We start from the raw sequence: 26,617 nt of genomic DNA, 5'->3' as shown, positions 1-26,617 counted from the left end.
GGACTGAGCTGAGCCGTTCGAGTGAACCCGTGCGCGGTTCACATGAGCGGGCGCATAACCGGGATATCGCGACACGCGCGCACCCCCGCCGACCGGCAGTGAATTACACAGGGGTCGCGCGCAGGGCCGACAACCTGGCGAACTGCTCTGGGCTCAGGCGCAGATCGGCGGCCGCCACGTTCTCCTCAAGGTGGGCGGCGGAGGAGGTCCCCGGGATCGGCACCACGACCGGCGAGCGGGCGAGCAGCCAGGCCAGCGCAACCTGCGTCGGCGTCACGGGCTTCCCCTCCGCGGCAAGGGAAATCTCCTCAGCAACGGCAGCGAGCGCGGCGTGGACGTCGGCATCGGCCGAGCCGTTGGCGATGGGCAGCCACGGCACGAACGCGATGCCTTCGCGCTCGCAGTGCTCCAGCACCTCCTCGTGCCGCCGATCCCCGACGTTGTAGAGGTTCTGCACGCTGGCGATGTCGACGAAGCGACGCGCGCGCTCGATCTGCCGCACCCCGACCTCGGAGAGCCCGACGTGCCGCACGGTGCCGTCCGCGCGCAGCTGGGCCAGCGCGTCGTACTGCTCGTCCTCGGGCACCTTCGGGTCGACGCGGTGCAGCTGGAAGAGGTCGATGCGCTCCACGCGCAACCTGCGCAGGCTCAGTTCCGCTTGCTGCACAAGGTATTCGGGCCGTCCGAGCGGCACCCACCGCCCCCGGCCCGGCCGCGACTGGCCCGCCTTGGTGGCGATGACCAGGCCGTCCGCGTACGGGTGCAGCGCCTCGGCCAGCAGTTCCTCGTTGGCGCCGAGACCGTAGGAGTCCGCGGTGTCGATGAAGCTCACGCCGAGCTCGACCGCCCTGCGCGCGACGGAGATCGGCCCGGCGCGGTCGGTGTCCGGCCGCCAGCCGGTGAGCCGCATGGCGCCGAATCCCAGGCGCCGCACGGGCAGCTCGCCGCCGAGGACGAAGGTGGGGCTGGAGTTGGTCATCACGCCGCCCACGGTCGCGCCGGCCGCGGCGACCCACCACGAATTCAGCTCCGGCTAAATCTCCGGTGAGCGCAGGTGCGGGAGGTTCTGTTCGAGCAGCCGCAGTTGGTCGTCGACGCGGCCGAGTTCCGGCTTCGCGGCCAGCTCACCGACAACGTCGGCGATCTTGCGCTCGGCGGCGGCGAACTCCTCGGCGGCTTCCTTGAGCCGCAGGTACACCGGCTGCGTGGTGATCGACGGAGTGCTCGGCGGGTACAGCTGCTTGCCGGTCTCGGCCAGTGCACGCGCCGCGGGCAGCTCCGCGCGCATGGCCTCGGTGATCTGTTCCAGCCACTCGCGGGCCGCCGACTCGGGCAGCGCGGCCGTGACGACCTCGGCCCTGCGCACCGGCTCCTCGCACTGGGCCAGCAGCCGGTCCCAGGCGTCCCGCCTCGGCCCCGGCTCCAACTCCGCCGTCGCCGGGGGAAGTCGTTGCGGCGCGGGCTTTCCCCGGCCGCGCACCAGGTCGACGACCACGCCGATCAGGAAGCCGGGCAGGCCACCGGCAACGGCAGGGGCCATCAGGAGGGTGAGGACCTGCACGGTCGTGCTCTTCGCCGGGTCCCACAGCTCCCCGGTCGCGACCATGAGCAGGTACAGCGCCAGCGCGAGGCCGTAGCCGATCAGGAAGCCGGTTCGCTTCGCCGGAGGTCGCTGTCGCGGTGCGGGGCCGTGTTCCACGCGCGCCAGCGTATTGGCTCACCGCACCCCTGGTCCCGTCTTCGACGTTTTGGTACCGCGAGAAGCCCCGCCTGACCACCCAGAAGCCCTCCCACCGCCCGAGGTTCGGCGGTCAGAAGGAGGAGGCCCCACTAGGGGGCGGGTCGCGCGAGGAATCAGGGCTTTCGGGGTGGTAGCACGGTGGGCCGCACGCCCGCGGCGCGTCCACCATGTAGCGATCCGCCAGATGACCTTGTCGCACCGGAACCGTGCCGCGTGCACGTCCGGCCCGAGAGGAACACATGCATCGCAGAACGCTGCCCAGCGCGCTCGTCGCCGCCGCGCTGATCGCGGGGAGCGCGGGCGTGCCCGCCTCAGCCGCTCCCGCGCCCACCCCTGCCGGTACGAGCCGCACGGTCACGCTGATCACCGGTGACCGGGTGCACCTCGACGCCGCCGGGGTCCCGGTGCACACCGAGGCCGCGCCGAAGCGGGCCGGGACGAAGTTCCTGAACTCGACCCGCAACGGCCACCACTACGTGATCCCGGAGGATGCCAAGGCCCCCTTGGAGTCCGGGCGCTTGGACCGCAGGCTCTTCAACATCTCGCTGCTGGTGAAGTACGGCTACGAGGACTCGAAGGTCAGCGAGATCCCACTGCTGCTGTCCCAGGGCGCGGCCCGCTCAGCACCGACCGCGCCGCAGGGCAGCAGGCGTGCGGGAGGGGTCCCCGCGCTCGGCATCACGTCGGTGAGCGCACCCAAGGCCAGCGCGACCGCGACGTGGGAGAGCCTGCGCGGGCCGAGCGGCGCGCGGTCGATCAACGGCGCGGATCGCGTGTGGCTCAACGGAAAGATGTCGTACTCGACGGACACGAGCGTCCCGCTGACCGGAGCGCCGGAGGCGTGGAAGGCCGGGCACACCGCCAAGGACGTCACCGTCGCGGTGCTGGACTCCGGCATCGACACCAAGCACCCCGACCTGGTCGGCGTAGTGGCGAAGGACTTCTCCGGCTCACGAGACGGCGTGCAGGACGTGAACGGCCACGGCACCCACGTGACCGGCACCGTCGCGGGCACCGGGGCGGCCAGCGGCGGCAAGTACGCGGGCATGACCAAGGGCGCCAAGGTGCTCATGGGCAAGGTCGGCGACTTCGAGATCGACGAGGAAGCCGTGCTCGGCGCGATGGCGTGGGCGTCGGTGGAGAACAAGGCCAAGGTCGTCAACATGAGCTTCGGCGGCGACCCCGAGGAGCAGAGCCCGGTGATGGCGGCGATCGACCGCCTGACCGAGGAGCAGGGCACGTTGTTCGTGGTCGCGGCGGGCAACACCGGCCCGGACGGCCAGATCGGCTCCCCCGGCACCGCCGAGTCCTCGCTCGCCGTCGCCAGCGCCACCAAGCAGAAGGAGCTGAGTTCCTTCTCTTCCAAAGGTCCCAGGTACTCCGACCACGCGGTCAAGCCCGACATCACCGGCCCCGGCTCGGAGATCGTCGCGGCGCGGGCGGCCGGAACCCGTGGCACCAGCGGGCTTCCGGAGCACTACGCGGTGCACAGCGGCACCTCGATGGCCGCGCCGCACCTGACCGGCGCCGCCGCGATCCTCGCCGGGCAGCACCCGGACTGGACCCCTGGCCGGATCAAGGCGACGCTGATGGGCACGGCCAGCCCGCTCAAGGGGGCGTCCGTCTACGGGCAGGGAACCGGGCTCGTCGACCTCGCGCGGGCCACCGCTCAGCGGGTCACCGCGGAGCAGGGAAGCCTGTCGCTGGGCTACTTCACCTGGCCGCACAACGGACAGCAACCGTCCACAAAGGACGTCACCTACCGCAACGACGGCGACAAGCCGGTGACCGCGAAGCTCGACATGTCCATTGTGGACAAAGAAGGCAGGCCAGCTGACGGCAACCAGTTCCGCTTGAGCGCCAACGAGATCACCATCCCGGCGAAGGGAACCGCCAAGATCTCCGTCACAGTGGACCCGGCCAGGCGCGCCGGGCTCTACGGCGGATGGCTGACCGCGACGGCGGGCTCCGATGTGATCAGGACCGCGATCGGTGCTCACGTCGAAGAACCCGTGCACACCCTCTCCGTGAAGGCGACCGGCCGGGATGGCAAGCCCGCCAAGCCTTCTGTGACCGTGGTCGACCTCGCCAAGGCCCGCCAGCGCGTCGAACCGATCGAGCTCGACGCGAACGGGACCGGCACGCTCCGACTGCCTGCCGGCGACTACATGGTGGTCAGCGAGCTGTACGAGCACGGGCCGCGCGGCGAGTACAACTCCGATCCGATCGCGCTGGTCAGCCAGGTCGCTCCGAAGGTCACCTTGGACTCCGACCGCACGCTGGACATCGACGCCCGGACCGCGAAGCCGATGAACGTGCGGCTGGACGACCCCGGGATGAAGGTCATCCGCCAGAGCCTGTCCGTGTTGCACGGCAAGGACGGCAGCGCGTCGCAGCGCGCGGGCACCTACGTCGACAGCGACGTCCCCGTCCTGATCGGATCGCTCGGCGGCAAGGCCGAGGGTTTCCGCCACGTCAACCACATCACGGCGGTCCGCCCCGAGGTGACCTCGGAGATCGTCGCACCGCAACGCTTCCCGCTCACCATGAGCCGCGAGCAGCAGTCACCCGCACTCGTCGGCGAGCACAGGATGGACGTGGTCGACGGCAAGCGCGGTCGTACCGAGGACCTGAAGGGCCTGGACGTCAAGGGAAAGCTCGTCCTGCTGACACCGGACCCGAAGGCCGACGACACCACCAAGGCCGTCATCGCCGTCGCCGACGCGGGCGCCAAGGCCGCGCTGATCGTCCAGCCCGCCAAGGAGGTGAGCGCGAACCCGCCGATCACGGTGTTCGCCGCCGCCGAGCACCGCATCGCCAAGCTCGCCGAGCTGCTCAAGGCCGGTCCGGTCGCCGTGCGCGTGGTCGGCGCCAAGGACAGTCCGGTCAGCTATGACGTCGCACTGACCTCCTCCGGCACGATGCCCGACGGCGGTGAGCACGTGATCCGCAAGGAGGACCTCGTCAAGGTCGACACGAGCTATCACCGCGACGGCCACTCCTTCGGCGCGCGCCCGCAGGTGCGGCCGGGCCTCGACGGCCAGAAGGAGACGCTGGTGCCGATCTCGCACCCGTTCCGCGCACCGGCTCCGCTGGTGGAGCTGGGCACGACCCGCACCGAGTACGTCAGCCCCGGCTGGTGGCGGCACGAGGTCGGCATCGCCAGGACGCCGACGACGAGCTTCTCCGGCAACAACAGGCTGGAACCGTTCAGCACCACCAGGTTCGCGAAGGGCGCGCCGCAGCGGCTGGAGCTCAACTCCGGTCCGTTCGGCCCGGCGTTCGACCCCCGCTCGTTCGCCAGGATGGGCAACGAGATCGCGCTCTCGCCCGACCTGTTCGGAGCGCGCGGTCGCGGTGGCTGGTCCAACGTGTTCTCCCCGCTCGGCGAAGCCACGCTGAGCAAGGACGGCGAGGTGATCGCCAGGTCCGCCGGAGGCGGCATCCACGCGCTGGTCCCGGCCGAGCGCGGTCGCTACGAAGCGCGCTTCACCGCGACTCGCGAGGCCAAGCCCGGAGCGCTCGGCACCTCCGCCGACGTCACGTGGGGCTTCACCTCCGGCTTCTCCGGCCAGGACATCGCGCCGATCAGCGCTGTGGTGCTCGACCCGAGGCTCCCGGTCGACGCCGACAACGCCGTGCCCGCCGCAACGGCGCAGCCGATCGAGATCACGGGCTCGTCGAAGTGGATCACTGGAGTGCGGTTGTCGGTGAGCTACGACGAGGGCGCCACGTGGGTCGATGTGCCGATGCGGCAGAACGGTGAGCGCTGGCAGGGCACCCTGCCAGCCGGGGGCAAGGCGGGCGGGTACGGGTCGCTGCGCGTGCAGGCCGAGGACAAGGACGGCAACACCGTGAAACAGACCGTCCTGCGCACGCATTCGCTGCGCTGACCTGAGCCTATTCATTTCGTGAAAGCGCGTCTTCATGTTCGGGGTACTCTCGCCCGGTTCGGTTCACGGGCGCGAGGGTGGGACACCGATGCCGAAAACCAATTCTCCGAGGGTTGCCGCGACCCTGGAATTCGGGTGAGCCGAGTGCTGTCCCCGATCGACAAGACCAGCACCGCCGCCGAGCTGAGCGCGCGCCGCAGCGCGGACGACAACCTCGCCGAGGCGCGCGCCGCGATCGACGAGGGCCGGGCGTGGGAGGCGTTGGAGTGGGCGGAGAAGGCGGCGGCCGGCTTCGCGTGGCTCGGCGATCCGGTCGGCGTCGCCTACTCCGCGATCGTGCAGGCGGTGACGCTGGCCAAGCGCGGGTTGTGGGCCCCGGCGCTGGACGCGCTGGCCGAGATCGAGCGCTTCGCCGTGCAGCGCAGGACGATCGAGCTCCAGGCGCGGATCAACCTCGCGCGCTCCTCGATCGAGGTCAAGGTCAACTCGACCGAACGTGCCCTGGCCACCCTGGCAAGGGCTCAGGGCTTCGCCGAGCTCTCCGGCGACGGCGGCCTGATCGGCGAGATGTTGTTGCACCAGGCGCAGATGGTGCGCGCGCAGTACTTCGGCAACTGCATGGTCAAGGTGCAGTCGCTGCGCTGCGGGGTCGAGGGCGACGCGTGCAAGCTCAAGCTGCTGCGCTCGGAGGAGCTGGCCAAGGCGTGCCGCGACAAGTGGAAGTCGCTCGACGACCCGGTCCGGCTCGCCAGGGTGAACATCATGATCGGCGACCTGCGCGCCGAACTCGGCGACAAGCTGCGCGCGCGGCGCTTCTGCGAGCGCGCGGGTTACCTGCTGCGCAGCTCCGACCGCGTGATCCCGCAGGCGGAGCTGAAGATGCTGCGCGGTCGGCTCTACGGCATGGACGGCCGCCACTCCGAGCAGATCAAGTGCCTCGAAGCCGCCGCCGAACTGGCCGAGAGCGCGCTGGCCAGGGAGTACACCGCGCGGGCGCACGAGCTGCTGAGCCAGGCGCACGAGCAGGCCGGGACGCTGGACCGCGCGCTCTACCACGCGCGCAAGCACCTGGAGCAGTACAAGCTCTGGGAAGCCCAGCAAGGCCGTGACCTGCTGCGCGTCCGGGAGAACAACATCGTCGGGCACTGGCTGGCCGGGCTCGGCCTGCACACGGACGACGGCGGTGGCCTGACCGAGCAGCGCCCCAAGGCCTCCGGCATCTCGCCGACCCCCGTGGCCACCACGCCCGAGCCCGATCCGCACGCGGAGGACCCGGTCCGCGTGGCGCTGCGGATGGGGCTGACCATGCGCCGCATCGAGATCCTGCAACGCCTGGTCGAGGGCCAGTCCGCGACGATGATCGCCGAGGACCTCGGCCTGTCGCCGAAGACCGTGCAGAACCACCTGCAACGCATCTACAAGACCCTCGGCGTCCAGCGACGCACCGGCGCGGTCGCCTGGTGGGCCGGACTCCTCGCCCACCGAGCCGCCCCCGCCGCGTTCCCCGACGAGGACTAGCACCGCTCCCCCGTTCCGTGCTCCTCCCAGGCCTGGAGAGCGCTCTCTCGGCTGCCAGGAGCACGGAACGGAAAAAGTCGGCTGGTGGGACGTGGTGGTCTAGCGCAGGGCGCCGCGGAGCAGGCCGAGGGAGATCGCGGTCGCCACCGCCGAGGCCCGGTCCGGCACGCTGAGCTTGTTGAACACCCGGTGCAGGTGCGTCTTGACGGTCGCCTCGCTGATGAACAGGTTGCGAGCGATCTCGGCGTTGGTGTTGCCGGTGGCGACCTGCTCCAGGATCTGCAGCTCACGGCTGGACAGGCGCTGCCTGGTCCGTCCGCCACCGCGCACCTCGGAGGCCAGCATCGGCAGCAGCGACCGGGAGACCGGGGTCTGGCCGTCGGCCGCCTTGAGGATGCCGCTGAGGATCTCGCCGAGCACCGCGGTCTTGAGCAGGAAGCCGTTGGCCCCCGCGTCCAGCGCAGCGCTGACGTAGTCGGTGTTGTCGCTGAGCACGAGCACCGCGAGGTTCGGGTACTCCCGCTGGAGCAGGCGCAGCAGCGCGATCGCGTCCGGCCCGGCGACCTGCGGGTCGACCACGAGCACGTGCGCCTCGCAGCGGCTCAGGCTGGCCAGCGCGTCGTTGACCCGGTAGAAGCGGCCGACCACGGAGACGCCCTGCTGCGCGGAGAGCAGCTGCGCCAGTCCCTCCACGGTCACCGGGTGGCGGTCGAGCAGGGCGACCCGGACGGGCCCGCGCCGTCGTTCCGCGGCGAGCATGCCTGGCGTGGGGGTCGCGGCCGGGGTGGCCGACCTGTGCGGCGGCCTGCATGCGGTCTGGATCTGTCTCATGACTCACTCCACGCCTACTCGGCGAAGCACTCCTGGATCGGCGCTGGGGGGCGCCGTGGTTCGTGCTGTGCGAGGCGAGGTGGCCCCTCACTCGTGCCGCGGTGGCGAGATCCGGCTGTTCGGCCGGGATGCGCTCCACCGGGGCGGCACAGACGCACTCTGACCAATCACCGAGGGCGGGGCAAGGAGGGAGAAATGCTCACGTCGACCATCCTTTTACCCGCTGAAGTGGGTATTTCGGAGGACGCTGATGGTCGTTACTTGCCAGTACGTCGAGTACACCGACCGAGTGTCGACAGTACGACCGAGAAGGAATTCATCTCGGACCATAGCGCGAGTGCACGTGGTTTTAGTCGTTTGAGCACAGATACGACCAACCGGATGCACCCAGAACACTCCGGCTCCGGGACGATGCAGGCGGTTTGGTTGGTTGGTGCAACCAGACCTGTCGCCCTGTTCCTGCTGAGGAGGCTCGCCTTGCGCGTGCTGTGCACCGTCACCGGTTCGCCGTCGCACACCCGTTCCCTCGTCCCGATCACCCGTGCGCTGGCCAAAGCCGGCCACGAGGTCGTGGTCGCCATGCCGGAGGACTTCCTCCCGCTGTTCGCCTCGGAGAAGGTGAGGCCCGCCGGCGTGCTGCACGGGATGCGCGACCGGCTCAAGGAGATGACCTCCGACCCGGACAAGCCGCTGCACCCGGCCTCGGAGCCCGGCAACATGTCGGTGATCATGGGCCTGATGGCCGGTCCGATGGCGCTGGACGCCTACCAGCGGATGCTCCCGCTGGCCGAGGAGTTCCGGCCCGACGTCGTGCTGCGCGACGACGCCGAGTACGGCGCGGTGCTGCTCGCGGAGAAGCTCGGCATCCCGCACGTCTGCCTGCCGGGCGGCTTCGTCAACATCGGTGACCCCGCGCTGGCCGAGCAGGTGCTGCTCGAACACGCGGCCATGGCCGACCCGGCGATCGATCTGGGCACGGACTTCGTCTACCGCTACGGCCGGATCGACTACGTGCCAACGGAGTTCTCCTACACCGCCGCGCCAGCTCCGGTCGCCACCGCCTACCGCCAGCCGGTGCTCGCGCGCCACGGCGAGCGGCTGCCCGGCTGGCTGGCCGACGCGCCGGCGGACCGGCCGCTCGTGCTCGCCGCGATCGGCACGGCGCTGCCGCTGACCACCGAGATGGACAAGACGAACCTGCCCGCCTCCTTCGCCGGGATCGACCCCGCCGCGCGGCTGCGCGTCGCCGTCGAGGCTCTGTCCACTTTGGACGTCACCGCGATCGTGGCCACCGGCGGCGTTCCGATCCCCGACTCGGTCGCCGCGCCGAACGTGCACCTGGTCAACCACGTGCCGCAGCCGCTCGTGCTGGAGTGCGCCGACCTGTTCCTGACGCACGGCGGCTACAACGGCATCCGCGAGTCGCTGCGCTCCGGCGTGCCGATGGTGGTCCAGCCCGCGTTCGGCGACCAGCCGTCCAACGCCGACCGCACGGTCGAACTGGGCCTGGGCCTGCGCGTGCACGAAGGCTCCGTCGAGGAGGTCCGCGAGGCGTGCTCCCGCGTGCTGGGCGAGCCGAGCTTCACCGCCCGCGCGCGCCAGGCCAGGCGCGCCGTGCTCGCGCTGCCCTGCCTCGACGAGGCCGTCGGCGACGTCGAAGCGATCGTCCGGGGCGCCGCGCTCACCCCTGCTCGATGACCTCCACCAGCCGCAGCAGCGCGGGCATGGCCCGTTCCAGATCGGCCCGGTCCCGCTCGCTCAGCCGCGCCGCGGCCTCGGCCACGCTGCGCCTGCGCTGGTCCTGGTAGTCCGCCATGGTGGTGTGGCCGTCCTCGGTGAGGGCGAGCCGCACCACCCTGCGGTTGCCGGGATCCCGTTCCCGCAGCAGCAACCCCGCGTCGGCCAGGTCGCCGACCAGCGTGCTGACGGTGTTGGCCGCAGCGCAGAGCACCGTCGCGACCTCCTTCACGCTGATCCCCGGCTGGCGCTTCACCGCGAGCAGCAGCTCGACCTTGGCGTTGGACAGCGCCGAATCCCCCGCCGCGCGAGCTGAGGCGCGGCGCAGTGCGCGCTGCAACCGGCCGACGGTGCAGCTGAGGTCCACGTCATGGGAAACAGGGGTCACGGGTCGGATCTTCCTCAATTACTCTGTCTCAGAGCTAACAGCTTCTGAGGGTACTTGGGGGACGGGTGCGGGAGAGTAACGGCAGGACACGGTTGGTGCTCGTGCTCGGGGGTCTCAGCGCGTTCGGGCCGCTGTGCCTGGACATGTACCTGCCCGCCTTCCCCGAGATCGCCGCCAGGCTCGGCGCGAGCCACTCCCAGGTCCAGCTCACGCTGACCGCGTGCATGATCGGCCTCGCCGTCGGCCAGCTGGTGATCGGTCCGCTCAGCGACATGTGGGGCCGCAAGCGCCCGCTGCTGTTCGGCATCGGCCTGTTCGTGCTGGCGTCGCTGGCCTGCGTGTTCACCGACGACATCGCGAGCTTCACCGTCGTCCGCTTCGTCCAGGGCTTCGCCGGGGCCGCCGGGATCGTCGTGGCCAGGGCCGTGGTGCGCGACCTGTACTCCGGCGCCGAGGCCGCGCGGTTCTTCTCCACCCTGATGCTCGTCTTCGGCCTCGCCCCGATCCTGGCCCCCGTCATCGGCGGCGAGCTGACCGCCTCCACCGGCTGGCGCGGGGTCTTCGCCGCCCTGTCGATCTTCGGCGGCCTGCTGCTCCTCGCGGTCGCGCTCGGCCTGCCCGAGTCGCTCCCCGCCGCGCGCCGCAACACCGGCGGCCTGCGCGCCGTTCTCCGCGCCGCAGGCACCCTCTCCGCCGACCGCGCTTTCGTCGGCCTGTCCTTGACCACCGCGTTCGCCGGCGCCGCGCTCTTCGCCTACATCTCCGGCTCGCCGTTCGTGATCCAGGACCTCCACCACGCCTCGCCCCAGCTCTACAGCATCATCTTCGGCGTCAACGCCCTCGGCTTCGTCATCGTCGGCCAGCTCAACGGCCGCCTCGTCTCCCGCTACGGCCCTCGGCGCCTGCTCGGCGTCGGCATCGGCGTGAACCTGGTGTCCGCCTTGGCCCTGCTGCTCACCACTGCCATCGGCACGCTCGGCATCTTCGGCCTGCTCGTGCCCCTGTTCACCCTCGTCGCCAGCATCGGCATGATCAGCCCCAACGCCCTCGCCCTCAGCATGGCCGACCACCCCCACATCGCCGGCAGCGCCAGCGCCCTCCTCGGCATGCTCCAATTCCTCGTGGCCGCCGCGACCGCCCCGCTCGTCGGCCTCGGCGGCCCCGGCACCGCCCTCCCCATGACCATCACCATCGCCGCCGTCTCCACCCTCTCCCTCCTGGCCCTCACCACCCTCGCCCGCCCCACCCCCACCCCCGTCACCCCCTGAACGACCCGTTCACGTGATTGAGCGCGCTGAATGAGTCATTGAGGTACTTGAGCGCCCCGAATGACCCCTTCAGGTACCTGAACTCCCCCAATGACCCCTTCGGGTACTCCAAGGCCCTGAACGCCCCCTTCGGGTACCTGGAACTGCCCCGAACGACCCGTTCAGTGCGTTGAGCGCACCCAACGGCCCGTTCAGGTACTCGGAAGGCGCCCTCAACGACCCGTTCAGTGCGTTAGGGACCCCCAACGGCCCGTTCAGGTACTCGGGGGGCGCCCTCAACGACCCGTTTGGTGCGTCGGAGCCCTGAACGACCCGTTCAGTGCGTTAGGGACCCTGAACGGCCCGTTCAGTGCGTTGGGAGCCCTCAACGACCCGTTTGGTGCGTCGGTCACTCCGAACGGCCCGTTTGGTGCGTTGAGCGCGCTGAACGGGTCGTTCAGGTACATGGGGGTGCCCCCAACGGCCCGTTCGGTGCGTCGGGGCGGTCCCGAAAGGGTCGTTCGGGTACTTGAAGTACCTCAATGACTCATTCAGTGCGTTGAGGTACCTCAATGAGTCATTCAGCACCCTCAACCACCTGAATGAGTCATTCAGGTCATGCCCACGGCGGCGGCCCACGCGGTGAGGTCGCGTTGGGCGGCGGCGAGGTCGGCGACGGGGACGCGGGCGTTGACGACGAGGGCCACGTGCACCCCGGCCCCCGCGTCGATCACGAGCTTGCGGGCGACCGAAGATCCCGCCTCGAAACCCACGCGCGCCACGGAGTCCGAAGTGGACAGTCCAGAGTGGACACCGAAGGACGCGGCGACCGAGGACTCCGAAGGGGAGAACGTGCGCGGCAGGTGGAGTTCGGTCGCGCCACGTGCACCGCCGCGCCACGCGAGGATGCCGAACTGGCGGTTCTCCACGACCTTGGCGAGCGCCGGGTACTGGGCGGGCACCTGAAGCCACCGCACGGACGGGGCGGTTGACGAAGCAAACCCGTCCTTGGCCATGTCCTCGTAAGCGAACGCGAGCGTGTCCCCCGCGACGACCCCAGGATACATCCGGTCGAGCACACGTTGATCAACGCGGAAACCGTTGGCGTCAATGACGGAATGGTCCTCGTCGTTCCACGCATCGCCTGCGGTCTGCACCTTGGAGGGGTTGCCGTTCATCAGCTCGCGGTGCTTGCCGTTGTAGATGTCCCAATGCCACTGGGTCGCGGACATCACCGCCCCCGCAGCCATCGGCCGAGCCCACCAATCGGAGTTCCCGGCGCCGCGATCGAGCCCCTGGTAAGCGCCCTTGAGGATCATCGGCGCCTTCTCGGAGGACCAACCGCTCATGCGGTGACCGAACTCGGAGAGAAAACCAACAGTGCCCAACTGCTCGGAGCGCTCGCGGATCTCGTTGGTCTGATTGGCATATCCGCCGTCACCGGGTTTGGTCGGATCGATCGAGAGGCGCAAAGTGTCGTAGAAGTGGGAGTTGAACACATAGCGCGGCCCCATGCTCCCGATGCTGCCGAACCCACCGCGCCGAATCCCGACAACGGCCAGGTTCCAGTTCACCAACGGCTCGGCGTAGAGCGGCTTGTCCTGCCACCCCACGGCGTCCATGCGCGCGCGAACACGTTGGTAGAACGGCCAGATCAGCTCCTTCTCGCGGTCAGTCAAGGAGATCGCGCCCTCACCGTCGGCGGGCTCGTTGAACGGGTCGAGCCCGAGCACGAGGCCGAACTCCTTGGCGGGCAAGGAATTCTTCACGTGCCGCATGGTCGCGGCGGCCTGGTCGAGGAAAGCGTCCTGCATGCCGATCTGCCCGGCGGGCGTCTCAAGCTTGCGGTTGAGCCAAAAATCGCGGAAGGCCGAGCGGACGGCGTCGTTCTGCCACTGGTTCTGGCCCCACGTCACACACGCGACGCAATGCTCCTTGGGGTACTTGGCCGCGTCGATCACCCACTTCGGAGCCCCATTGCCCGTGTACCAGCTATCGACGTTGAACAGATCGCGCGAGAACAGGTCCTGGTGGAAGTCGAGCAGCACGTGCACTCCGCGACGCGTGAACTCACGGATCTGCGCAGTAGCCCGGGAAAGGTAGGCGGTGTCGATGGTGTTCGGCGCGGGCTGCACTCCGTCCCACGCAACGAGAAAACGGACCGCGTTCGCCCCCGTCTCGTCGCGCATCGAAGTCGCGGAGCGCGCGGCATCGGCCACGGACGCGAAAGGCAGCCTGCCGTGCTCATTGAGCTTCGTGGTGCCGGAGACGTTGAAGCCGCGCAGCACCACCTCACGGCCGAGCTGATCGCGGAACACGTGAACCGTCCGCCCACCAACGGACTTGGTGCCGACAACGACCGTGCCGCTGTCATCCGAAGCCGAGGCCACGGGAGCCCCAGCCGCCAGCAGCGCGAGAACAAGTGTGACCGCGAACACCCTCATACATGAGAAAGTTCCACATTAAGCAGCCGCAAAGCTACCCGCAGCCGAGTGAACCAGCGGGAACTACGCGGGGATCGCGGCGGTGAGCAGATCGGCGCCGTTGTGCTGGGCGACCACGAGTTCGCCCGCCGCGCGCTCGGCCACCACGGCCACGGCACCGACGTGATCACGCGGAGCCTGGACGTCGGCCATGCGCATCTCGGCGGGGTAGCGGTCCGCGCCGGGCTCCTCCGCGGGCCAGCTGAGCAGGCGCGGAGCACTGGCCGGACCGGTGAGGACCACATCGGGCAGCGACACCATGAAGCCGACGCCGACCGCCTTGACCACGGCCTCCTTGCGGGTCCACATGCGCAGGAAAGGCTCCGAGCCGCCACCGGCCCGCGTGATGCCCGCGATCTCGTCAGGCCCGAACACCACGCTCAAGTCCTTCAACGGCGCGCGCCCGGACGACGGCTCCACGTCGAGCCCGACCAAGCCGTCCATCGACGCGGCGACGCCGACCAGCTCCCCAGCATGCGTGACGGAGAGCTTCGGAGCGCCCGGCAGAGGCGACGTCACAGGCCCGTGCGGCCCCTCGCAGCGGGAGCAGTGCCGCTCCAGCGGAACGTCGGCGGCGGCGACACCGAGCGAGCGCGCGACGATCGCCCTGGACAGCGAGGCGCCGAGGAGGAACCGCTGCTTGTCGTCGTCCTTGAGGTAGCGGGACCAGCGGTCGCGCTCCTCGTCGTTGAGCCAGGCCAGCATCGGCTCCAGTGGCACCGAGCCCAGCTCGACCCACCACACGTCCGCCTTGGGCACCTCAGCCGTCCTCTCGCAGCGCGTGAATGTGTTCCGGCAGCCGTTCCCAGACCTCGGGCACATAGAAGTGGCCGCCGGGCAGCCGGTCGATCCGCAGGTCTCCGGTGACGATCTCACCCCAACCGCGCACGGCCGCCTCGTCGACCTCGTCCAGCTCGCCGTAGAGGACCTGCGTCGGCGCACTGATCCGCACGGCGGGGTCGTACACCAGGTCGTGCAGGGCCGTGATGTCACCGCGCAGCATGGAGATCGCCATCTCGCGCAGCTCCGGGTGTTCGAGGACCTCGTCGGGGACCTGGGCCTTCTCCCTGATCCACTCGACGTACTCGTCGTCGGTGTCGTGCGGGCCGAGCGTGTACTTCAACCCCGACGTGGGCGAACGTGTCGCCGACAGCACGACCGAGGCGGCCTTGGCGGACCGCGTCGCGAGGCTCGCCGCGACGGCGCCGCCCATGCTGTGCCCGAAGAGCACGTAGGGGCGCCCGGCGGCGGCTTCCTCGACGGCGAGTTCGACGTCGGCGAGCAGTTGCGCCCAGGTCGGCGGCATCTCCTCGCGGGTGCGCCGCTCCCGGCCGGGGTAGCAGACCAGCGCCAGCTCGACGTCATGCGGCACGCGGTCGGCCCAGCCACGGAACGGCGCGGTGCCTCCGCCCGCGTAGCTCAGGCAGATCAGCACGCGCCGCGCGTCCGGCTTCGGCTTGGGGCGCACAACTCGGTTCGTCATCACCGATGAGGTCACTCGATCGGCGCAGGGGTGTCAAGTGGGCTTCGAAACGGCTCAGCGACCACGGGCCGGGTCGAGGCGATCGCCCACACCCCTACGCCGACGACCGCGATGACCTCGCACAGCGCGAGCAAGCGTTCAATCACGCCGAGCGGGAGCACCTGCCACCACGAACCGCCGACCGCCATCGCGTAGACCAGCACGTAGACGACGGGCGCGAAGGACAGCACGGCCAGCACGCCGAGCGCGCGGGTGCGCCTCGCGTGCACGCCCCACCGCTCGTCGCGCAGCCAGCGGCGGGCGATGAGCAGCACGGCGACGGGCAGGCTGAGGAACGCCACGAGGCTGCCGACGCGGTGGATGTCGCCGCTGAGGCTCGGCCCGACGGCCCAGTTGTGCTTGGGGAAGAGCACGACCACGGTCAGCCCGGCGCTCCACAGGGCGAGCAGGACCGCCCCGACCGAGCGGAGCCGGACCAGGCCGCCTCGCTCCAGTGCCGCGAGGATCGCCAGCGACCCGACCGCGAGCAGCAGCAACGCGATGTCGTAGACCACCCGGTTCGGGCCGAGCGCGTGTTCGCTGATCGTGCGCCGCACCGGGTTGATCATGCCGATGGCCGGGACCAGGTCGAGCACGGCGATGATCGCGACGGCGCTCAGCGCGGCGACCGTGCCGCCGATCGCGAGCGGGCGCGCGACACCGTTGCGCCTCGTCAGAGCAGGGGTGAGTTCGGGGGTGAGCACGGCGCCTCCTCAACACGTCGCCCACTCATATCAACCGGTGACCCGTGAAATGCCGGTTACCTCCCACTTCTGTCGCTTGACAAGACATAAGTCCGTGCGGCTAGGTATGCGCGTGCCCACAGTCGTGCAGTTCTCCGCGCCGCGTTCGGTCGAGCTGGTCGAGGAGCCCGCAGCGGTGCTGGCTCCCGGGCAGGTCCGGGTGCGCACGCTGTACTCGGGGATCTCGGCGGGGACCGAGCTGACCGCCTATCGCGGCTCGAACCCGTACCTGAGCAAGCACTGGGACGCTGAGCGCCGGTTGTTCGTGGACGGCACGCCCTCCTTCGGCTACCCCGTGGCCGGTTGGGGCTATCAGGAGGTCGGCGCGGTCACCGAGACCTCCGTGCCCGATCTCCAGGTGGGGCAACGGGTTTGGGGTATCTGGGGGCACCGCTCCGAGGCAGTGGTGGACGCCGCGAAGCTGGAAGGGCACGTGCTGCCGGAGTCCGTGCCGCCGATGGCCGGGGTGTTCGCGCGGCTCGGCGCGATCGCACTGAACGCGGTGCTGGACGCGGACATCCACCTCGGCGAGGACGTCGCCGTGTTCGGCCAGGGCGTGCTCGGCCTGATCACCACGCGGCTCGCGACGCTCAACGGCGCCCGCGTGATCGCCGTTGACGCGCTCCCCCAACGGCTGGGGCTCGCCGCGAAGCAGGGCGCCGTGCTCGCGCTCAACGCGGTCGACGACGCGGTCGCGGAGCGGATCACCACGCACACCGACGGGCGCGGTGCGGACACGTGCATCGAGATCAGCGGCTCGGTGAGGGCTTTGCACGAGGCGATCAGGTCCGTCGGCGTGGCTGGTCGCGTGGTCGCTTCCGGCTTCTACCAAGGGGATGCGATCGGCCTGCGGCTCGGCGAGGAGTTCCACCACAACCGCGTGCGCTTGGTCGCGTCGCAGATCGGCGGGGTGAATCCCGGGCTGGCGCAGCGGTGGTCGGTGGAGCGGTTGCAGCGCACTTTCATGGACCTCGTCGCCGCAGGCACGCTCGATCCGCTTCCGCTGGTGTCGCACGTGATGGGCGCGCGCGAGGTGGCGCGGGCCTTCGCCGAGATCGACGAGCGCCCCGCCGACACGTTGCAGGTAGTGCTCGATTTCGCCGATGTGGACGGGAGTTGACGATGTTGTTGTCCTGCCAGGAGCAGATGTTGCCCGGTGCCACCCTGCTGGCGAAGTGGGACTTCGCGCGACGCGCCGGTTTCGAGGCCATCGAGTTGCGAGGCAAGGGCGATCTCGCTTTCCGCGACCGCGTTCCCGAGCTGCGTCAGGCGAAGGCCGCCGGTGTCGTGATGCCGACCGTCTGCGTGGAGATGTCGCACTTCATCGGCGACTTCGACGCCGACCGCCGCCGTGATGCGATCACCAACATGGCAAGTCAGCTCTCGGTGATCGCCGAGCTTGAAGGTGTCGGCGCGATGACTCCGGCTTCGTGGGGCATGTTCTCGTACCGCCTGCCTCCGTTCGTCCCGCCGCGCAGCGCCGAGGAGGACCGCAAGGTGCTGTTGGAGGCGCTGAACGAACTGGGTGAGCACGCCGAGCGCGAGGGCGTTGTGCTGTTGTTGGAGCCGTTGAACCGCTACGAGGACCACATGGTCAACCGCCTCGACCACGCCATCGAACTGATCAAGGCAACGGACTGCGACGGTGTCCGGGTCGGCGCCGACACCTACCACATGAACATCGAGGAGGCCGAGCCCATGAATGCCCTCCGCGAGGCCGCGCCGTGGTTGGGCCACGTGCAGATCAGCGACTCCAACCGCTTGGAGCCCGGCGCCGGCCACCTCGATTGGAAGGTGTTGACCGCGACGCTGGCGGAGATCGGCTATACCGGTTCCCTCGCGGTGGAGTGCCGTCTCAGCGGCCCGCCCGAGGAGGTCCTGCCGACCGTGCCCCCGCTGTTCCACTGACCCATACATACGCCTCCGCACGTATAGGGTGGTGTCATGCGGAGAACGGCGGCCGAGGCCGCAGCGACCAGGGCTGATCTCGTGGACGCTGGCTTGCGCGTGTTCGCCGAATCCGGTTTCGCGGAGGCTTCTCTCGCTGACATCGCCGCTGCCGCTGGTGTGACGCGTGGCGCGGCCTACCACCATTTCAAGGACAAGGCCGAGCTGTATTTGGCTGTCGTCTCCGAGAAGTGGCCCGTGGCCTCCGTCGAGGTGTGGGAGCCCTTGACTTCCGAGGCGCCTGCCGAGTTCCGTCTCCGCGAACATCTGCGCCGCTACTTCGTCGCGTTGGAGCGCAACGACACCATGCGGTCGATCTTGAGTGTCACCATCTACAAGTCCGGCAACGCTCCCGGCTTGGATCTGAAGCGGGATGTCATGCGTTCCTGGGTGAGCCAGATCGCCGACGTCCTCGCCTCCGCGCCGGAGTACTTGCGCCCCGGTACCGATGTCGAGATCGCCGCGTTCGGCATTGTTTCCATCGTCAGCGGTGTCACGAGCACCTGGCTCGCCGATCCTGATCTTCTGTCGCCTGCGGCTCGCGCGACCGACCTCGCCGATCACGCGCTACGAGGCGCTTTCCCCAGCTAGCTCAACCCTGATGTTGCGCATCGGCTTCTGATCAGGATCGACCCAACGCGGCGGAATGAAGGTCGGGATGCCGTCGTGGAAGGTGATCTTCCAGCCTTCGTCGTGCATCACGTGATGGTGGTGTGAACACAACAGGACGAGGTTGTCGATCTTCGTGTCGCCGCCATGAAGCCAATGCACCACATGATGAGCCTCCGTCCACGCCGGAGGCCGATCACAACCAGGGAAGGCACATCCCTTGTCCCGCACCGCCAACGCCTTACGCATGGCCGGTGTCGCGGTCCGGTTGTTGCGTCCGACATCCAGCGGCCTTCCCTCACCACCCAGCAGAACCGGCAGAATGTTGGCATCACAAGCGATCTGCCGCACAAGGCGCGCGGTGATCGGGTCGCCCCACGCGGTGTAGCCGGTGCCGAGGCTGGCCATCAGGTCGGCGTAGGAGATCGTGACGATCACCTGAGGACGTTCGCCCCCGTTGGTCGGCAACACCTTCGTCGCCAACGCCAAATCGATCACTTCCGCGAAGGCGTCGGCGTACCGCTGTTCGGTGGTGCGGTCATCGCCCGGACGCTTCTTGGCCAGGGCATGCATCAGGGCCTGGATCTTCTGCCCGGTCAGGGTGTCGAAGCTACCGATCAAGTGCAGGTGGCCGTGTTCGTTGGTGCCCATCTTCACCGACCGCTGCGCCACACCTTCCTTCTCATCCCGATAAGTGCCTTCGGGGTCGCAGTGGGCCCGGGTCACCTTCGCCGCATACATCAACTGCCTGGGGTTGAGGCGGGGCGCGTGACGACACAGCTCCCTCTCCACCGCCTCCGCCTTCTTCACAGGCACCTTCGCGACGGTATCGGCGATGATCTGCGCATGCCGGGCACTGATCACCCCCGCATGCAACTTCTCCCTCACCCTCTCCAACGAGGGCAGTTGCTTCACCAACCGACTACGCCGACTCGCATCCTCCGGCGCGATCTTCACCGTGGCACGCAACAACACCGCCAGATCCTTACACCCTTCCCGCGCAGGCAACCCCTGAGACTCCGCCTCAGCAGCGACCTCGATCGCCGAAGCAGTCACCAAATTCAAGATCGTCTCATGCTCACGCAAATGCTCCAGCAGCGCATCACCAGTCAACTGATACACATCCCGCTGCCCCAGATGCACCTTCAAAGATTCGATCATTCCGTTGGCATCAAACAACTTTCTCCCCCTCGCTCCTCCTTTCTATTGTCTCAAATTCGAAGATCGAGATCCTGTCCCCATAGGGTGAATCACGTTGAGCCACAACAGCTTTCGCCCGTCGACTCCGTCGACATCACCCCAAAACCAGCCACCCACAACGAAACCGCCAGGCGCCCACGAAACGGTCGGCTTTACCTGAGGAGCGCGTGCCATACGCTTGCTGGCGTGGGCCGGTGATCCTTCACCGTGCCCGCCCGGCCCATGACGGCACGCGCAAGGGGCCCCCAGGTCAAGCCGACCCTGCGCTGGAACCGACGCGCACCCAACTCAACCGGGAAGCGCAGCCGCACCCCGCTGGAAAGAGCTAAAGGCTCCTGCTGTTCCCCCCGCTGGAAGTCCAGCCGTACCCCAGCTGGAAACCCAGCCGTCCCCCGCTGGAAGTTCAGCCGTCCCCGGCTTGGAAGCCCAGCCGTACCCCAACCGGAAGTCCAGCCGTCCCCCACCAGAAACCCAGCCGTTCCCAACCAGGAAGTTCAGCCGTCCCCCGCTGGAAGCCCAGCCGTCCCCGGCTTGGAAGCCCAGCCGTCCCCAACCAGGAAACCCAGCCGTACCCCACCAGAAAACCCAGCCCCCGCCCGGCATCAACGAGACAGGACCCGCATCCGCAACGACCGCGGCCGAGGCACGATCGCCAACGCCTCCCGCACCCGCTCCTCAACCCCGCGCAACGACCACCGCTGCACAACACCCACTACCGCGACCATCATCTCCGCCCAAGCGAAGTGCTCCCCCACACAACGATGCACGCCGAAGTTGAACGGAGAGAACAACTCCGGCATCGAACGATCCGGATCGAACCGCAGCGGCGACGGGAACAACTCCGGATCGCGGTGCAACGCATAAGGGCTGTACGCAACCTCCACCCCCGCCGGAAACGCATAACCCCCAAGGGAAACTTGCCGTGTGGGCCGCAAGGTGAACAGCAGCGTCGGATGCAATCGCAGGGCCTCAGTCACCACTCGACGCGTGTACTCCAACTCCCGCACGGACGACATCGTCACAGGCTGCCCACCAAGCACAGAATCCACTTCGGCCTGAACGCGCGACAAGACGGCCGGATTCGAAGACAGCTCGTGGAAGATCCACGCCAGAGTCGAACTCGGAGTCTCAGTGCCCGCCATCAGCAACGAAACGACCTCGTCGCAGATCTCCGCATCGGACATCCCCGCGGAAACCAGCATGCTCAACAGATCCTCACCCGAGCCGGAATCCGCGCGATAACTGGTGATCAACGACGAGACCAGGTGCCGCAACCGCGCCGACGCGGAGTCGAAGCGCGGGTGCAACGGCGTGACCATGCGCAGCGCGATGCCCTTCATGATCACGGGCATGAGGCGGTGGATCTCCTCGGCGGCGGCGCGGCCGATGTCGCGAGAGGTCAACGCGTTGACGACGATCTTCAGCATGAGCGAGCTCATCGCCTGGTCGACCGCCACAACCCTGCCGTGCTGCCAGGAGTCGGTGAGCGCGCGGGTCTGGGCGACCATCATGTCGAAGTAGGACTCGATGTGAGCGCGGTGGAAAAGTGGCTGCACGAGCCGGCGTTGCCGCAAGTGCAGCGCTCCGTCGGAGGTCGCGAGGCCGTCGCCGAACAGGGTTCGCGCGCGCTCGTAGATCTGACCGCGCGCGAAACCGTTGCTGGTCAACGCTTGCCGATGCAGAGCGGGCGAGGTGATGAAGTAGACCGGCTTCGGGCCGAGGTCGACGCGCACGATGTCGCCGGATTCGCGCAGCGACACCAGGAACGGCAGTGGGCCACGGGCCAGCGCGCCGAGGTGCCCGATGCCGGGTAGCCGTCCGGGGGCGACCGGAACGGCGCGCAGATCAGAGGACATTGTCGAAGATCCCCCGAATTCGAGGCCGGTCAAGGTCGTAGCGCTTGGTGTGCTCGATCCACACGAGGTTCGCGTACGCGTAGGCCCGCAGTTGCTGCGTCAGAGCGAGCGCCCGCGAAACAGCGTCCGGGCCGAGCCCCAACTCCGAGGCCAGCTCGGGTAACTCGCCCTCGATGTGCAGGAAGAGCCGTTGCCGTTCCTTGGCTCGCTCCACAACGCGTTCCACGGCGACTTCGGTCGGGCAGCCTTCGCTCGCCGACACCACGAGCACGGTGTTGCACAGCTGCTCGTCGTCGATGTCCTTCTCCAGGCCGTAAATGTCGTTGTGCCACGCGGTGATGTCGGCGAAGCACCACACGAGTTCGCGGAACATCCGGTGCGAGCGCAGCGCTTCCGGGATGTGCAGGCCGGACAGGGCTTCGAGCACGTCAGCCTGGAAGATCATCGCGATGGTGTGCCTGCGCAGGCCGAGGAACGTCGCCGCGTCGGGGACTTCTCCCTTGACGTGGAAGCGGTTCTGGAGCCGGACCGCTTCGAGGTAGTCGAGGAAGTTCCGCGCCACGCGAAGCCGAGCCGCCGGCGCCAGGTCCGCGATCAGCTCGGGCCAGAACTCCGCGAGCCCCCTGACGACCGGATCGGCACCCGGGACCGCGCCGCCGTCGAGGATCGTGCGGGCGGAGCGGATGACCGAGCACATCCGGCTGTCGCGCTCGCCCCAGTCGTAGTTGTCGTACTGGTCGTCGGCCAGCGAGCCCCAGCAGAACCACTTCATGCCGAGCACGAGCGCGTCCAGGCCGAGCGACGGCGTGGCGATCCCGTGGTAGAGCCCGAACCGGAAGGACCGAAGATGATCTTCCTGGGCCTCGTCGACGAGGAACCCGATGCGCCACAACCACGAGACGGCCTCGTCCTCGGCGCGCTCCGCCAAGGGGTTGACCGCCGAGCTCTGCGGCTCGGTGAACCCCGGCACCAGCGCGGACACGCTGAGTTGCGGCACGGCACCGCCTCCGCCCCAGAAAGACTCCATCCAGCGGATTGACGCTATAACACACTTTCCAGAGCGGAAACAGACTTCACGTACGGCTGCGCCAGCGCGACAACCGCCGTCCGCCAACGGTCACGGCTCCGGCCAGCACGGTCACCACGCACGCCACGACAGCCGTCTGGAGCATGCCCGGCCACACGACCAGCGTCAGCGTCCACAGCACCAGCAATGCCGTACCCAGCGCGAACAGGGCACATGCCGCCAGCAGCAGCTTGCGCGATCGCACCAGTCGCACCAGGCTCGGCCGCACCGCCGCGGGCACCTTGGACACGAATTGCCACACCACGGCGGCCATGGCCGCGATCAGGATCAGCCCGAACACCGCGTAGCCGGACGACGGCCGGGGAAGCCCGCCGATCACCAACGCCAGGCTGCCGATGCCCTGCAAGACCACCAGGCGCCACAACACGTCCCACAGCACCGGCTCCGCGTCGGGGACCACGGGTTCGGGGGCGGGCTCACCGCGCCGCACCTTCGCCAGCTCGTCGCGGAGGTGCTCGTTGTCCGGGTTGAGCTGCACTGCGGTCAGCAGCGCCTGTTCGGCCACGTCCCACCGGTGCGCGCGCGAAGCGATCTCGCTGAGCACCTCGAAGGGACGGGACTCGGTCGGCGCCAGCTCGGACGCGCGGTGCGCGGCGATGAGCGCGCGCTTGGCGTCGTCCTCCTCCTGGTTCACCCGCTCCACCGCTCCCGAAGCGATCAGGGCTTCGGCGAGCGCGATGTGGCAACGCCATTCGAAGGGGTCCGCGCGGACCGCGCTGTCGGCAGCCGCGACGGCCTCGGCCGAGCGGCCGAGCTGGGTGAGCGCGCAGCTGGCCAGCCGGTGCGGTCCCTCCCTGCCGGAACCGAGGACCATCGCGTGCTGGGCCGCCTCCAACGCCTTCTTGGGCTGGTCGTTCGCGAAGTAGGCGGCGGAGAGAGCGCACCAGGCGTCCACGTCGGTCGGGGCCTGCGCGGTCACCGGGCGCAGCAGCCGGACCGCCTTGGCGGCCTTGCCGGAGCGGCACAGTTCCGCGGCCTGCCGCACGGCAACCGCTACCGGATCGTCGGCCATCCGTGCGTCCTTCCAGGCAGAGGGCTCAGCGTGACCAGTCTGGCACGTCCGGTGATCACTACTGTCTGTCCCGAACTCGGAGGACGCCGTGAAGATTCTCATGATCACCGCAGGCAGCAGGGGCGACGTGCAGCCCTACGCGGCGCTCGCGGTCGCGCTGCGGGCCGCCGGGCACGAGCCGGTCCTGGCCGCGGCCACCCGTTCGGGCGAGGCCTTCGCCGGGCTCGGCTTCCCCTTCGCCGAGCTGGACGAGGGTCCGCTCGCGCTGGCCGAGAGCGCGGCGACGGAGAGCAAGCTCGCGCTCTACCGCAAGGCCAAGGGCATGATGGGCCGGATGTTCGACGACGCGTGGGCGGTCGCGGCCGACGGCGCGGACGTGGTCGTGCACCACCCGGGAGCGCTCGTCGGAGCGCACATCGCCGAGCGCCTCGGTGTCCCGGCGGTGATCGGCGCGCTGACCCCGCTTTACGTTCCCACACAAGCGTTTCCGCTGCCCTTGCTGCCCCCGTGGACGCCCCCGGCCTTCAACCGCGCGAGCTACCACCTTGTCGACGCCATCAGTCTGCCGTTCCGGAAGCTCGTGACGCGGTGGCGCTCCGACCGGCTAGGTCTGCCGCCCGGCCGGGGAAGGCGGGACGCGGTGCTGCACGCGATCAGCGAGCACGTCGTGCCCCGGCCTTCGGACTGGCCCGCGAGCGCGCACACCACGGGCTACTGGTTCCTCGAATCCCCAGAGGACACCGAGCTTCCCCGGATCACCGCGACGACTGTCTACATTGGATTCGGCAGCATGACGGGGGCCGATCCCGCGCGGACGACCGCGACCGTGCTCGAAGCCGTCAGGCTGGCCGGGGTCCACGCGATCCTCGCGCGCGGCTGGGGCGGGCTGACCCCGACGGACCTGCCGAAGAACGTGACGATGATCGACCAGATCCCGCACGAACGCCTCTTCCCGTTGGTGGATGCCGTTGTGCACCACGGCGGAGCCGGGACAGCGGCTGCGGCTGTCGCGTCCGGGCGGCCTCAAGTGCTGTGCCCGTTCATCGCGGACCAGCCGTACTGGGGCCGCCGGATGCACGAACTCGGCGTGGCCCCGCCTCCGCTGCCCGAGCGCGCGCTGGACGCCGGGGAGCTGGCCGCATCGATCAAGGAGGCGCTGAGCAGGTCACAGGAGGCCGCGCGGCTCGGCGCGCTGGTGCGCACGGAAAACGGTGTGGGCAAAGCGGTTCACGCACTCGAACAGCTCTGTCGTCCTTCCGGATGATGACCGGGCGCATCGCGGGCACTACGGTCGGCTACGCCGTCGCAGGTACTCCCTTCAAGGAGATCCAGCGATGAGACATGCCCTCGTCCCGGTCACCGCGCTGCTGCTGTTGGGGATCACCCCGATCGCCGATGCCGCGCCCGTGACCTCGTTGTCGGCGCTGCAGAGCGCGATCGACAAGGCCAAGTCCGGTGACCGCGTCGTGCTCGCGGCGGGCCGTTACGAGGCCAAGCAGCCGATCAAGATCGCCCGCAAGTCCGGTGTCACGATCGCCGCCGCCTCGGTCGGTGGCGCCGAGATCTTCGGTGCGAACGGCTTCACCTTCGAGTCCTCCGACCACGTCACGGTGGAGGGCTTCAGGTTCACCCACGCCGCGACCGTGTCCGTTCCGTCCAGTTCGCGCCACATCCGCTTGAGCCGCAACGTCTTCCAGCTGCGCTCCGAGGCGGGCAAGCACTGGGTGAACGTGGACGGCGACGACGTCGAGGTCGACCGGAACACCTTCACCGGCAAGAGCACCCAGGGCGTCTACCTGTCGATCTTCGGGCCGAGCAGCGGAATGGCGCAGCGGACGCACATCCACCGCAACTACTTCCACAACCACTCGTTCTCCGGCTCCAACGGCGGCGAGTCGATCAGGCTCGGGGTCAGTTCGAAGCAGCGGTTCTCCGCGCGCGCCCTGGTGGAGAACAACCTCTTCGAGAAGGCCAACGGCGATCCCGAGGCGATCTCGGTCAAGTCCTCCGACAACGTCGTGCGCAACAACACCATCCGTGACAGCAAGGGCCAGATCGTGTTGCGGCACGGCAACCGCACGCGCGTCGAGGGCAACATCATGCTCGGTGGAGCTTCCGGAATCCGCTTCTACGGCAACGACCACGTGATCGTGAACAACGTCGTGAACGGCAGCGGCGGCAACGGGATCACCGTCGGCAGTGGAACCGTCATCGATGACACGAGCAGCACCGGCAACGACCGCCCGGACCGAGTTCTGGTCGCTTTCAACACGGTCTCCGGCACGGCGACGGCCATCGCGGGCGAGAACAAGACCTACGGGCCGGACTCGTGCGTGATCGCCAACAACGTGCTCACCGGCAACGGCCAGCTCGTGCGGCAGACGCAGTTCTCCAAGTTCCGCTGGGAGGGCAACGTGCTCTGGGGCGGCAGCGCCGGTGACATCCCCTCCGGCGGCTACCGCCAGGCCGACCCCAAGCTCTCCGGAGAACTCAGGCGCCCGGCCTCGGACAGCCCGGTGCTCAACGCCTCCGTCGGCTCTTACCCGATGGTGGAGCTGGACGTGGACGGGCTGCGGCGCGACGACCGCAAGGACGTCGGTGCCGACGAGCGCGGTGGCCAGCGCGTCCCGCTGACCGTCGCCGATGTCGGCCCGGGAGCCCCTTCCGAGTAACCGCTGTTCAGAGCGCCGGCACCGTGCGCCCGTTCAGCCGATCGACTGAACGGGCTCAAGTACCGCGTCATGCCCCGCCGATCCGGGCGTCCCACCCCCGCATCGCCGAACGGACCAGGGCTGGAGGTCGG

Annotated in this window: 21 protein-coding genes; 9 read left to right on the top strand and 12 right to left on the bottom strand. The window is 69.0% G+C overall.

Annotated elements, in window-relative coordinates:
• Nucleotides 1-103: 103 nt before the first annotated feature.
• Together ABD798_RS22240 and ABD798_RS22235 are read right to left on the bottom strand one after the other, a co-directional pair.
• Nucleotides 104-979 (bottom strand): aldo/keto reductase, encoded by an 876-nt coding sequence (locus tag ABD798_RS22240; protein ID WP_344878677.1) that lies wholly within the window; start codon nt 977-979, stop codon nt 104-106.
• Nucleotides 980-1,033: 54 nt separating this feature from the next.
• Entirely contained in the window at nt 1,034-1,699 is a 666-nt protein-coding gene (locus tag ABD798_RS22235) for a hypothetical protein (RefSeq protein WP_344877850.1), read from the bottom strand.
• 281 nt (nt 1,700-1,980) lie between these two features.
• On the opposite strand from ABD798_RS22235, the gene ABD798_RS22230 reads away from it, so the two are divergent.
• Together ABD798_RS22230 and ABD798_RS22225 are read left to right on the top strand one after the other, a co-directional pair.
• Nucleotides 1,981-5,634, top strand: coding sequence for a S8 family peptidase (locus ABD798_RS22230; protein ID WP_344877849.1), 3,654 nt, complete (start codon nt 1,981-1,983; stop codon nt 5,632-5,634).
• Between the two features lie 135 nt (nt 5,635-5,769).
• Complete coding sequence (locus ABD798_RS22225) at nt 5,770-7,152, top strand: helix-turn-helix transcriptional regulator (protein ID WP_344877847.1); 1,383 nt, start codon at nt 5,770-5,772, stop codon at nt 7,150-7,152.
• 99 nt (nt 7,153-7,251) lie between these two features.
• Here the strand turns inward: ABD798_RS22225 and ABD798_RS22220 are convergent, their stop codons facing one another.
• Nucleotides 7,252-7,983 (bottom strand): LuxR C-terminal-related transcriptional regulator, encoded by a 732-nt coding sequence (locus ABD798_RS22220; RefSeq protein ID WP_344877845.1) that lies wholly within the window; start codon nt 7,981-7,983, stop codon nt 7,252-7,254.
• 483 nt (nt 7,984-8,466) lie between these two features.
• On the opposite strand from ABD798_RS22220, the gene ABD798_RS22215 reads away from it, so the two are divergent.
• Nucleotides 8,467-9,681 (top strand): glycosyltransferase, encoded by a 1,215-nt coding sequence (locus ABD798_RS22215; protein WP_344878674.1) that lies wholly within the window; start codon nt 8,467-8,469, stop codon nt 9,679-9,681.
• Here ABD798_RS22215 and ABD798_RS22210 read toward each other — a convergent pair.
• Nucleotides 9,665-10,108, bottom strand: coding sequence for a MarR family winged helix-turn-helix transcriptional regulator (locus ABD798_RS22210; protein WP_344877843.1), 444 nt, complete (start codon nt 10,106-10,108; stop codon nt 9,665-9,667). The two genes, ABD798_RS22215 and ABD798_RS22210, sit on opposite strands and share 17 nt — an antisense overlap.
• Before the next feature lie 65 nt (nt 10,109-10,173).
• Between ABD798_RS22210 and ABD798_RS22205 the strand changes: the two genes are divergently transcribed.
• Nucleotides 10,174-11,376, top strand: coding sequence for a Bcr/CflA family multidrug efflux MFS transporter (locus ABD798_RS22205; RefSeq protein WP_344877841.1), 1,203 nt, complete (start codon nt 10,174-10,176; stop codon nt 11,374-11,376).
• 590 nt (nt 11,377-11,966) lie between these two features.
• Here ABD798_RS22205 and ABD798_RS22200 read toward each other — a convergent pair.
• The 4 genes from ABD798_RS22200 to ABD798_RS22185 all read right to left on the bottom strand — a co-directional run bounded on the left by ABD798_RS22200 (nt 11,967) and on the right by ABD798_RS22185 (nt 16,064).
• Nucleotides 11,967-13,799: a cellulase family glycosylhydrolase gene (locus ABD798_RS22200; RefSeq protein WP_344877839.1), complete on the bottom strand. Its 1,833-nt coding sequence runs from the start codon at nt 13,797-13,799 to the stop codon at nt 11,967-11,969.
• 63 nt (nt 13,800-13,862) lie between these two features.
• Nucleotides 13,863-14,597, bottom strand: a complete 735-nt coding sequence (locus tag ABD798_RS22195) for a 4'-phosphopantetheinyl transferase family protein (RefSeq protein WP_344877837.1) — start codon at nt 14,595-14,597, stop codon at nt 13,863-13,865.
• Nucleotide 14,598: 1 nt separating this feature from the next.
• Complete coding sequence (locus ABD798_RS22190; RefSeq protein ID WP_344877835.1) at nt 14,599-15,321, bottom strand: thioesterase II family protein; 723 nt, start codon at nt 15,319-15,321, stop codon at nt 14,599-14,601.
• 11 nt (nt 15,322-15,332) lie between these two features.
• Nucleotides 15,333-16,064, bottom strand: a complete 732-nt coding sequence (locus ABD798_RS22185) for a DUF998 domain-containing protein (protein ID WP_344877833.1) — start codon at nt 16,062-16,064, stop codon at nt 15,333-15,335.
• A 112-nt stretch (nt 16,065-16,176) separates the two neighbouring features.
• On the opposite strand from ABD798_RS22185, the gene ABD798_RS22180 reads away from it, so the two are divergent.
• The 3 genes from ABD798_RS22180 to ABD798_RS22170 are packed head-to-tail and all read left to right on the top strand — an operon-like array spanning nt 16,177 to nt 18,641.
• On the top strand, nt 16,177-17,223 hold the full coding sequence (locus ABD798_RS22180; RefSeq protein WP_344877831.1) for a zinc-binding dehydrogenase: 1,047 nt from the start codon (nt 16,177-16,179) through the stop codon (nt 17,221-17,223).
• 2 nt (nt 17,224-17,225) lie between these two features.
• On the top strand, nt 17,226-18,011 hold the full coding sequence (locus ABD798_RS22175; protein ID WP_344877829.1) for a TIM barrel protein: 786 nt from the start codon (nt 17,226-17,228) through the stop codon (nt 18,009-18,011).
• Nucleotides 18,012-18,047: 36 nt separating this feature from the next.
• On the top strand, nt 18,048-18,641 hold the full coding sequence (locus tag ABD798_RS22170) for a TetR/AcrR family transcriptional regulator (protein ID WP_344877827.1): 594 nt from the start codon (nt 18,048-18,050) through the stop codon (nt 18,639-18,641).
• Here ABD798_RS22170 and ABD798_RS22165 read toward each other — a convergent pair.
• The 4 genes from ABD798_RS22165 to ABD798_RS22150 form a co-directional block, all read right to left on the bottom strand.
• Nucleotides 18,618-19,838, bottom strand: coding sequence for an HNH endonuclease signature motif containing protein (locus ABD798_RS22165; RefSeq protein ID WP_344877825.1), 1,221 nt, complete (start codon nt 19,836-19,838; stop codon nt 18,618-18,620). The two genes, ABD798_RS22170 and ABD798_RS22165, sit on opposite strands and share 24 nt — an antisense overlap.
• Nucleotides 19,839-20,461: 623 nt before the next feature.
• Nucleotides 20,462-21,715 carry a cytochrome P450 gene (locus ABD798_RS22160; RefSeq protein ID WP_344877823.1) on the bottom strand — a complete coding sequence of 418 codons (1,254 nt, stop codon included), beginning with the start codon at nt 21,713-21,715 and terminating at the stop codon, nt 20,462-20,464.
• Nucleotides 21,705-22,712, bottom strand: coding sequence for a terpene synthase family protein (locus ABD798_RS22155; RefSeq protein ID WP_344877821.1), 1,008 nt, complete (start codon nt 22,710-22,712; stop codon nt 21,705-21,707). The genes ABD798_RS22160 and ABD798_RS22155 overlap by 11 nt, the downstream gene beginning before the upstream one ends.
• A 76-nt stretch (nt 22,713-22,788) precedes the next feature.
• Complete coding sequence (locus tag ABD798_RS22150) at nt 22,789-23,814, bottom strand: tetratricopeptide repeat protein (protein WP_344877819.1); 1,026 nt, start codon at nt 23,812-23,814, stop codon at nt 22,789-22,791.
• An 88-nt stretch (nt 23,815-23,902) separates the two neighbouring features.
• On the opposite strand from ABD798_RS22150, the gene ABD798_RS22145 reads away from it, so the two are divergent.
• Nucleotides 23,903-25,078, top strand: coding sequence for a glycosyltransferase (locus tag ABD798_RS22145; RefSeq protein WP_344877817.1), 1,176 nt, complete (start codon nt 23,903-23,905; stop codon nt 25,076-25,078).
• Nucleotides 25,079-25,148: 70 nt separating this feature from the next.
• Complete coding sequence (locus ABD798_RS22140; RefSeq protein WP_344877816.1) at nt 25,149-26,486, top strand: polysaccharide lyase 6 family protein; 1,338 nt, start codon at nt 25,149-25,151, stop codon at nt 26,484-26,486.
• Nucleotides 26,487-26,617 lie beyond the last annotated feature (131 nt).

Origin of the sequence: Allokutzneria multivorans (genome assembly GCF_039537405.1) — a bacterium.
Taxonomy (GTDB): Bacteria; Actinomycetota; Actinomycetes; order Mycobacteriales; family Pseudonocardiaceae; genus Allokutzneria; species Allokutzneria multivorans.
The sequence above is the reverse complement of the archived record's forward strand: the minus strand, read 5'-3'. Positions and strand labels throughout refer to the sequence as shown.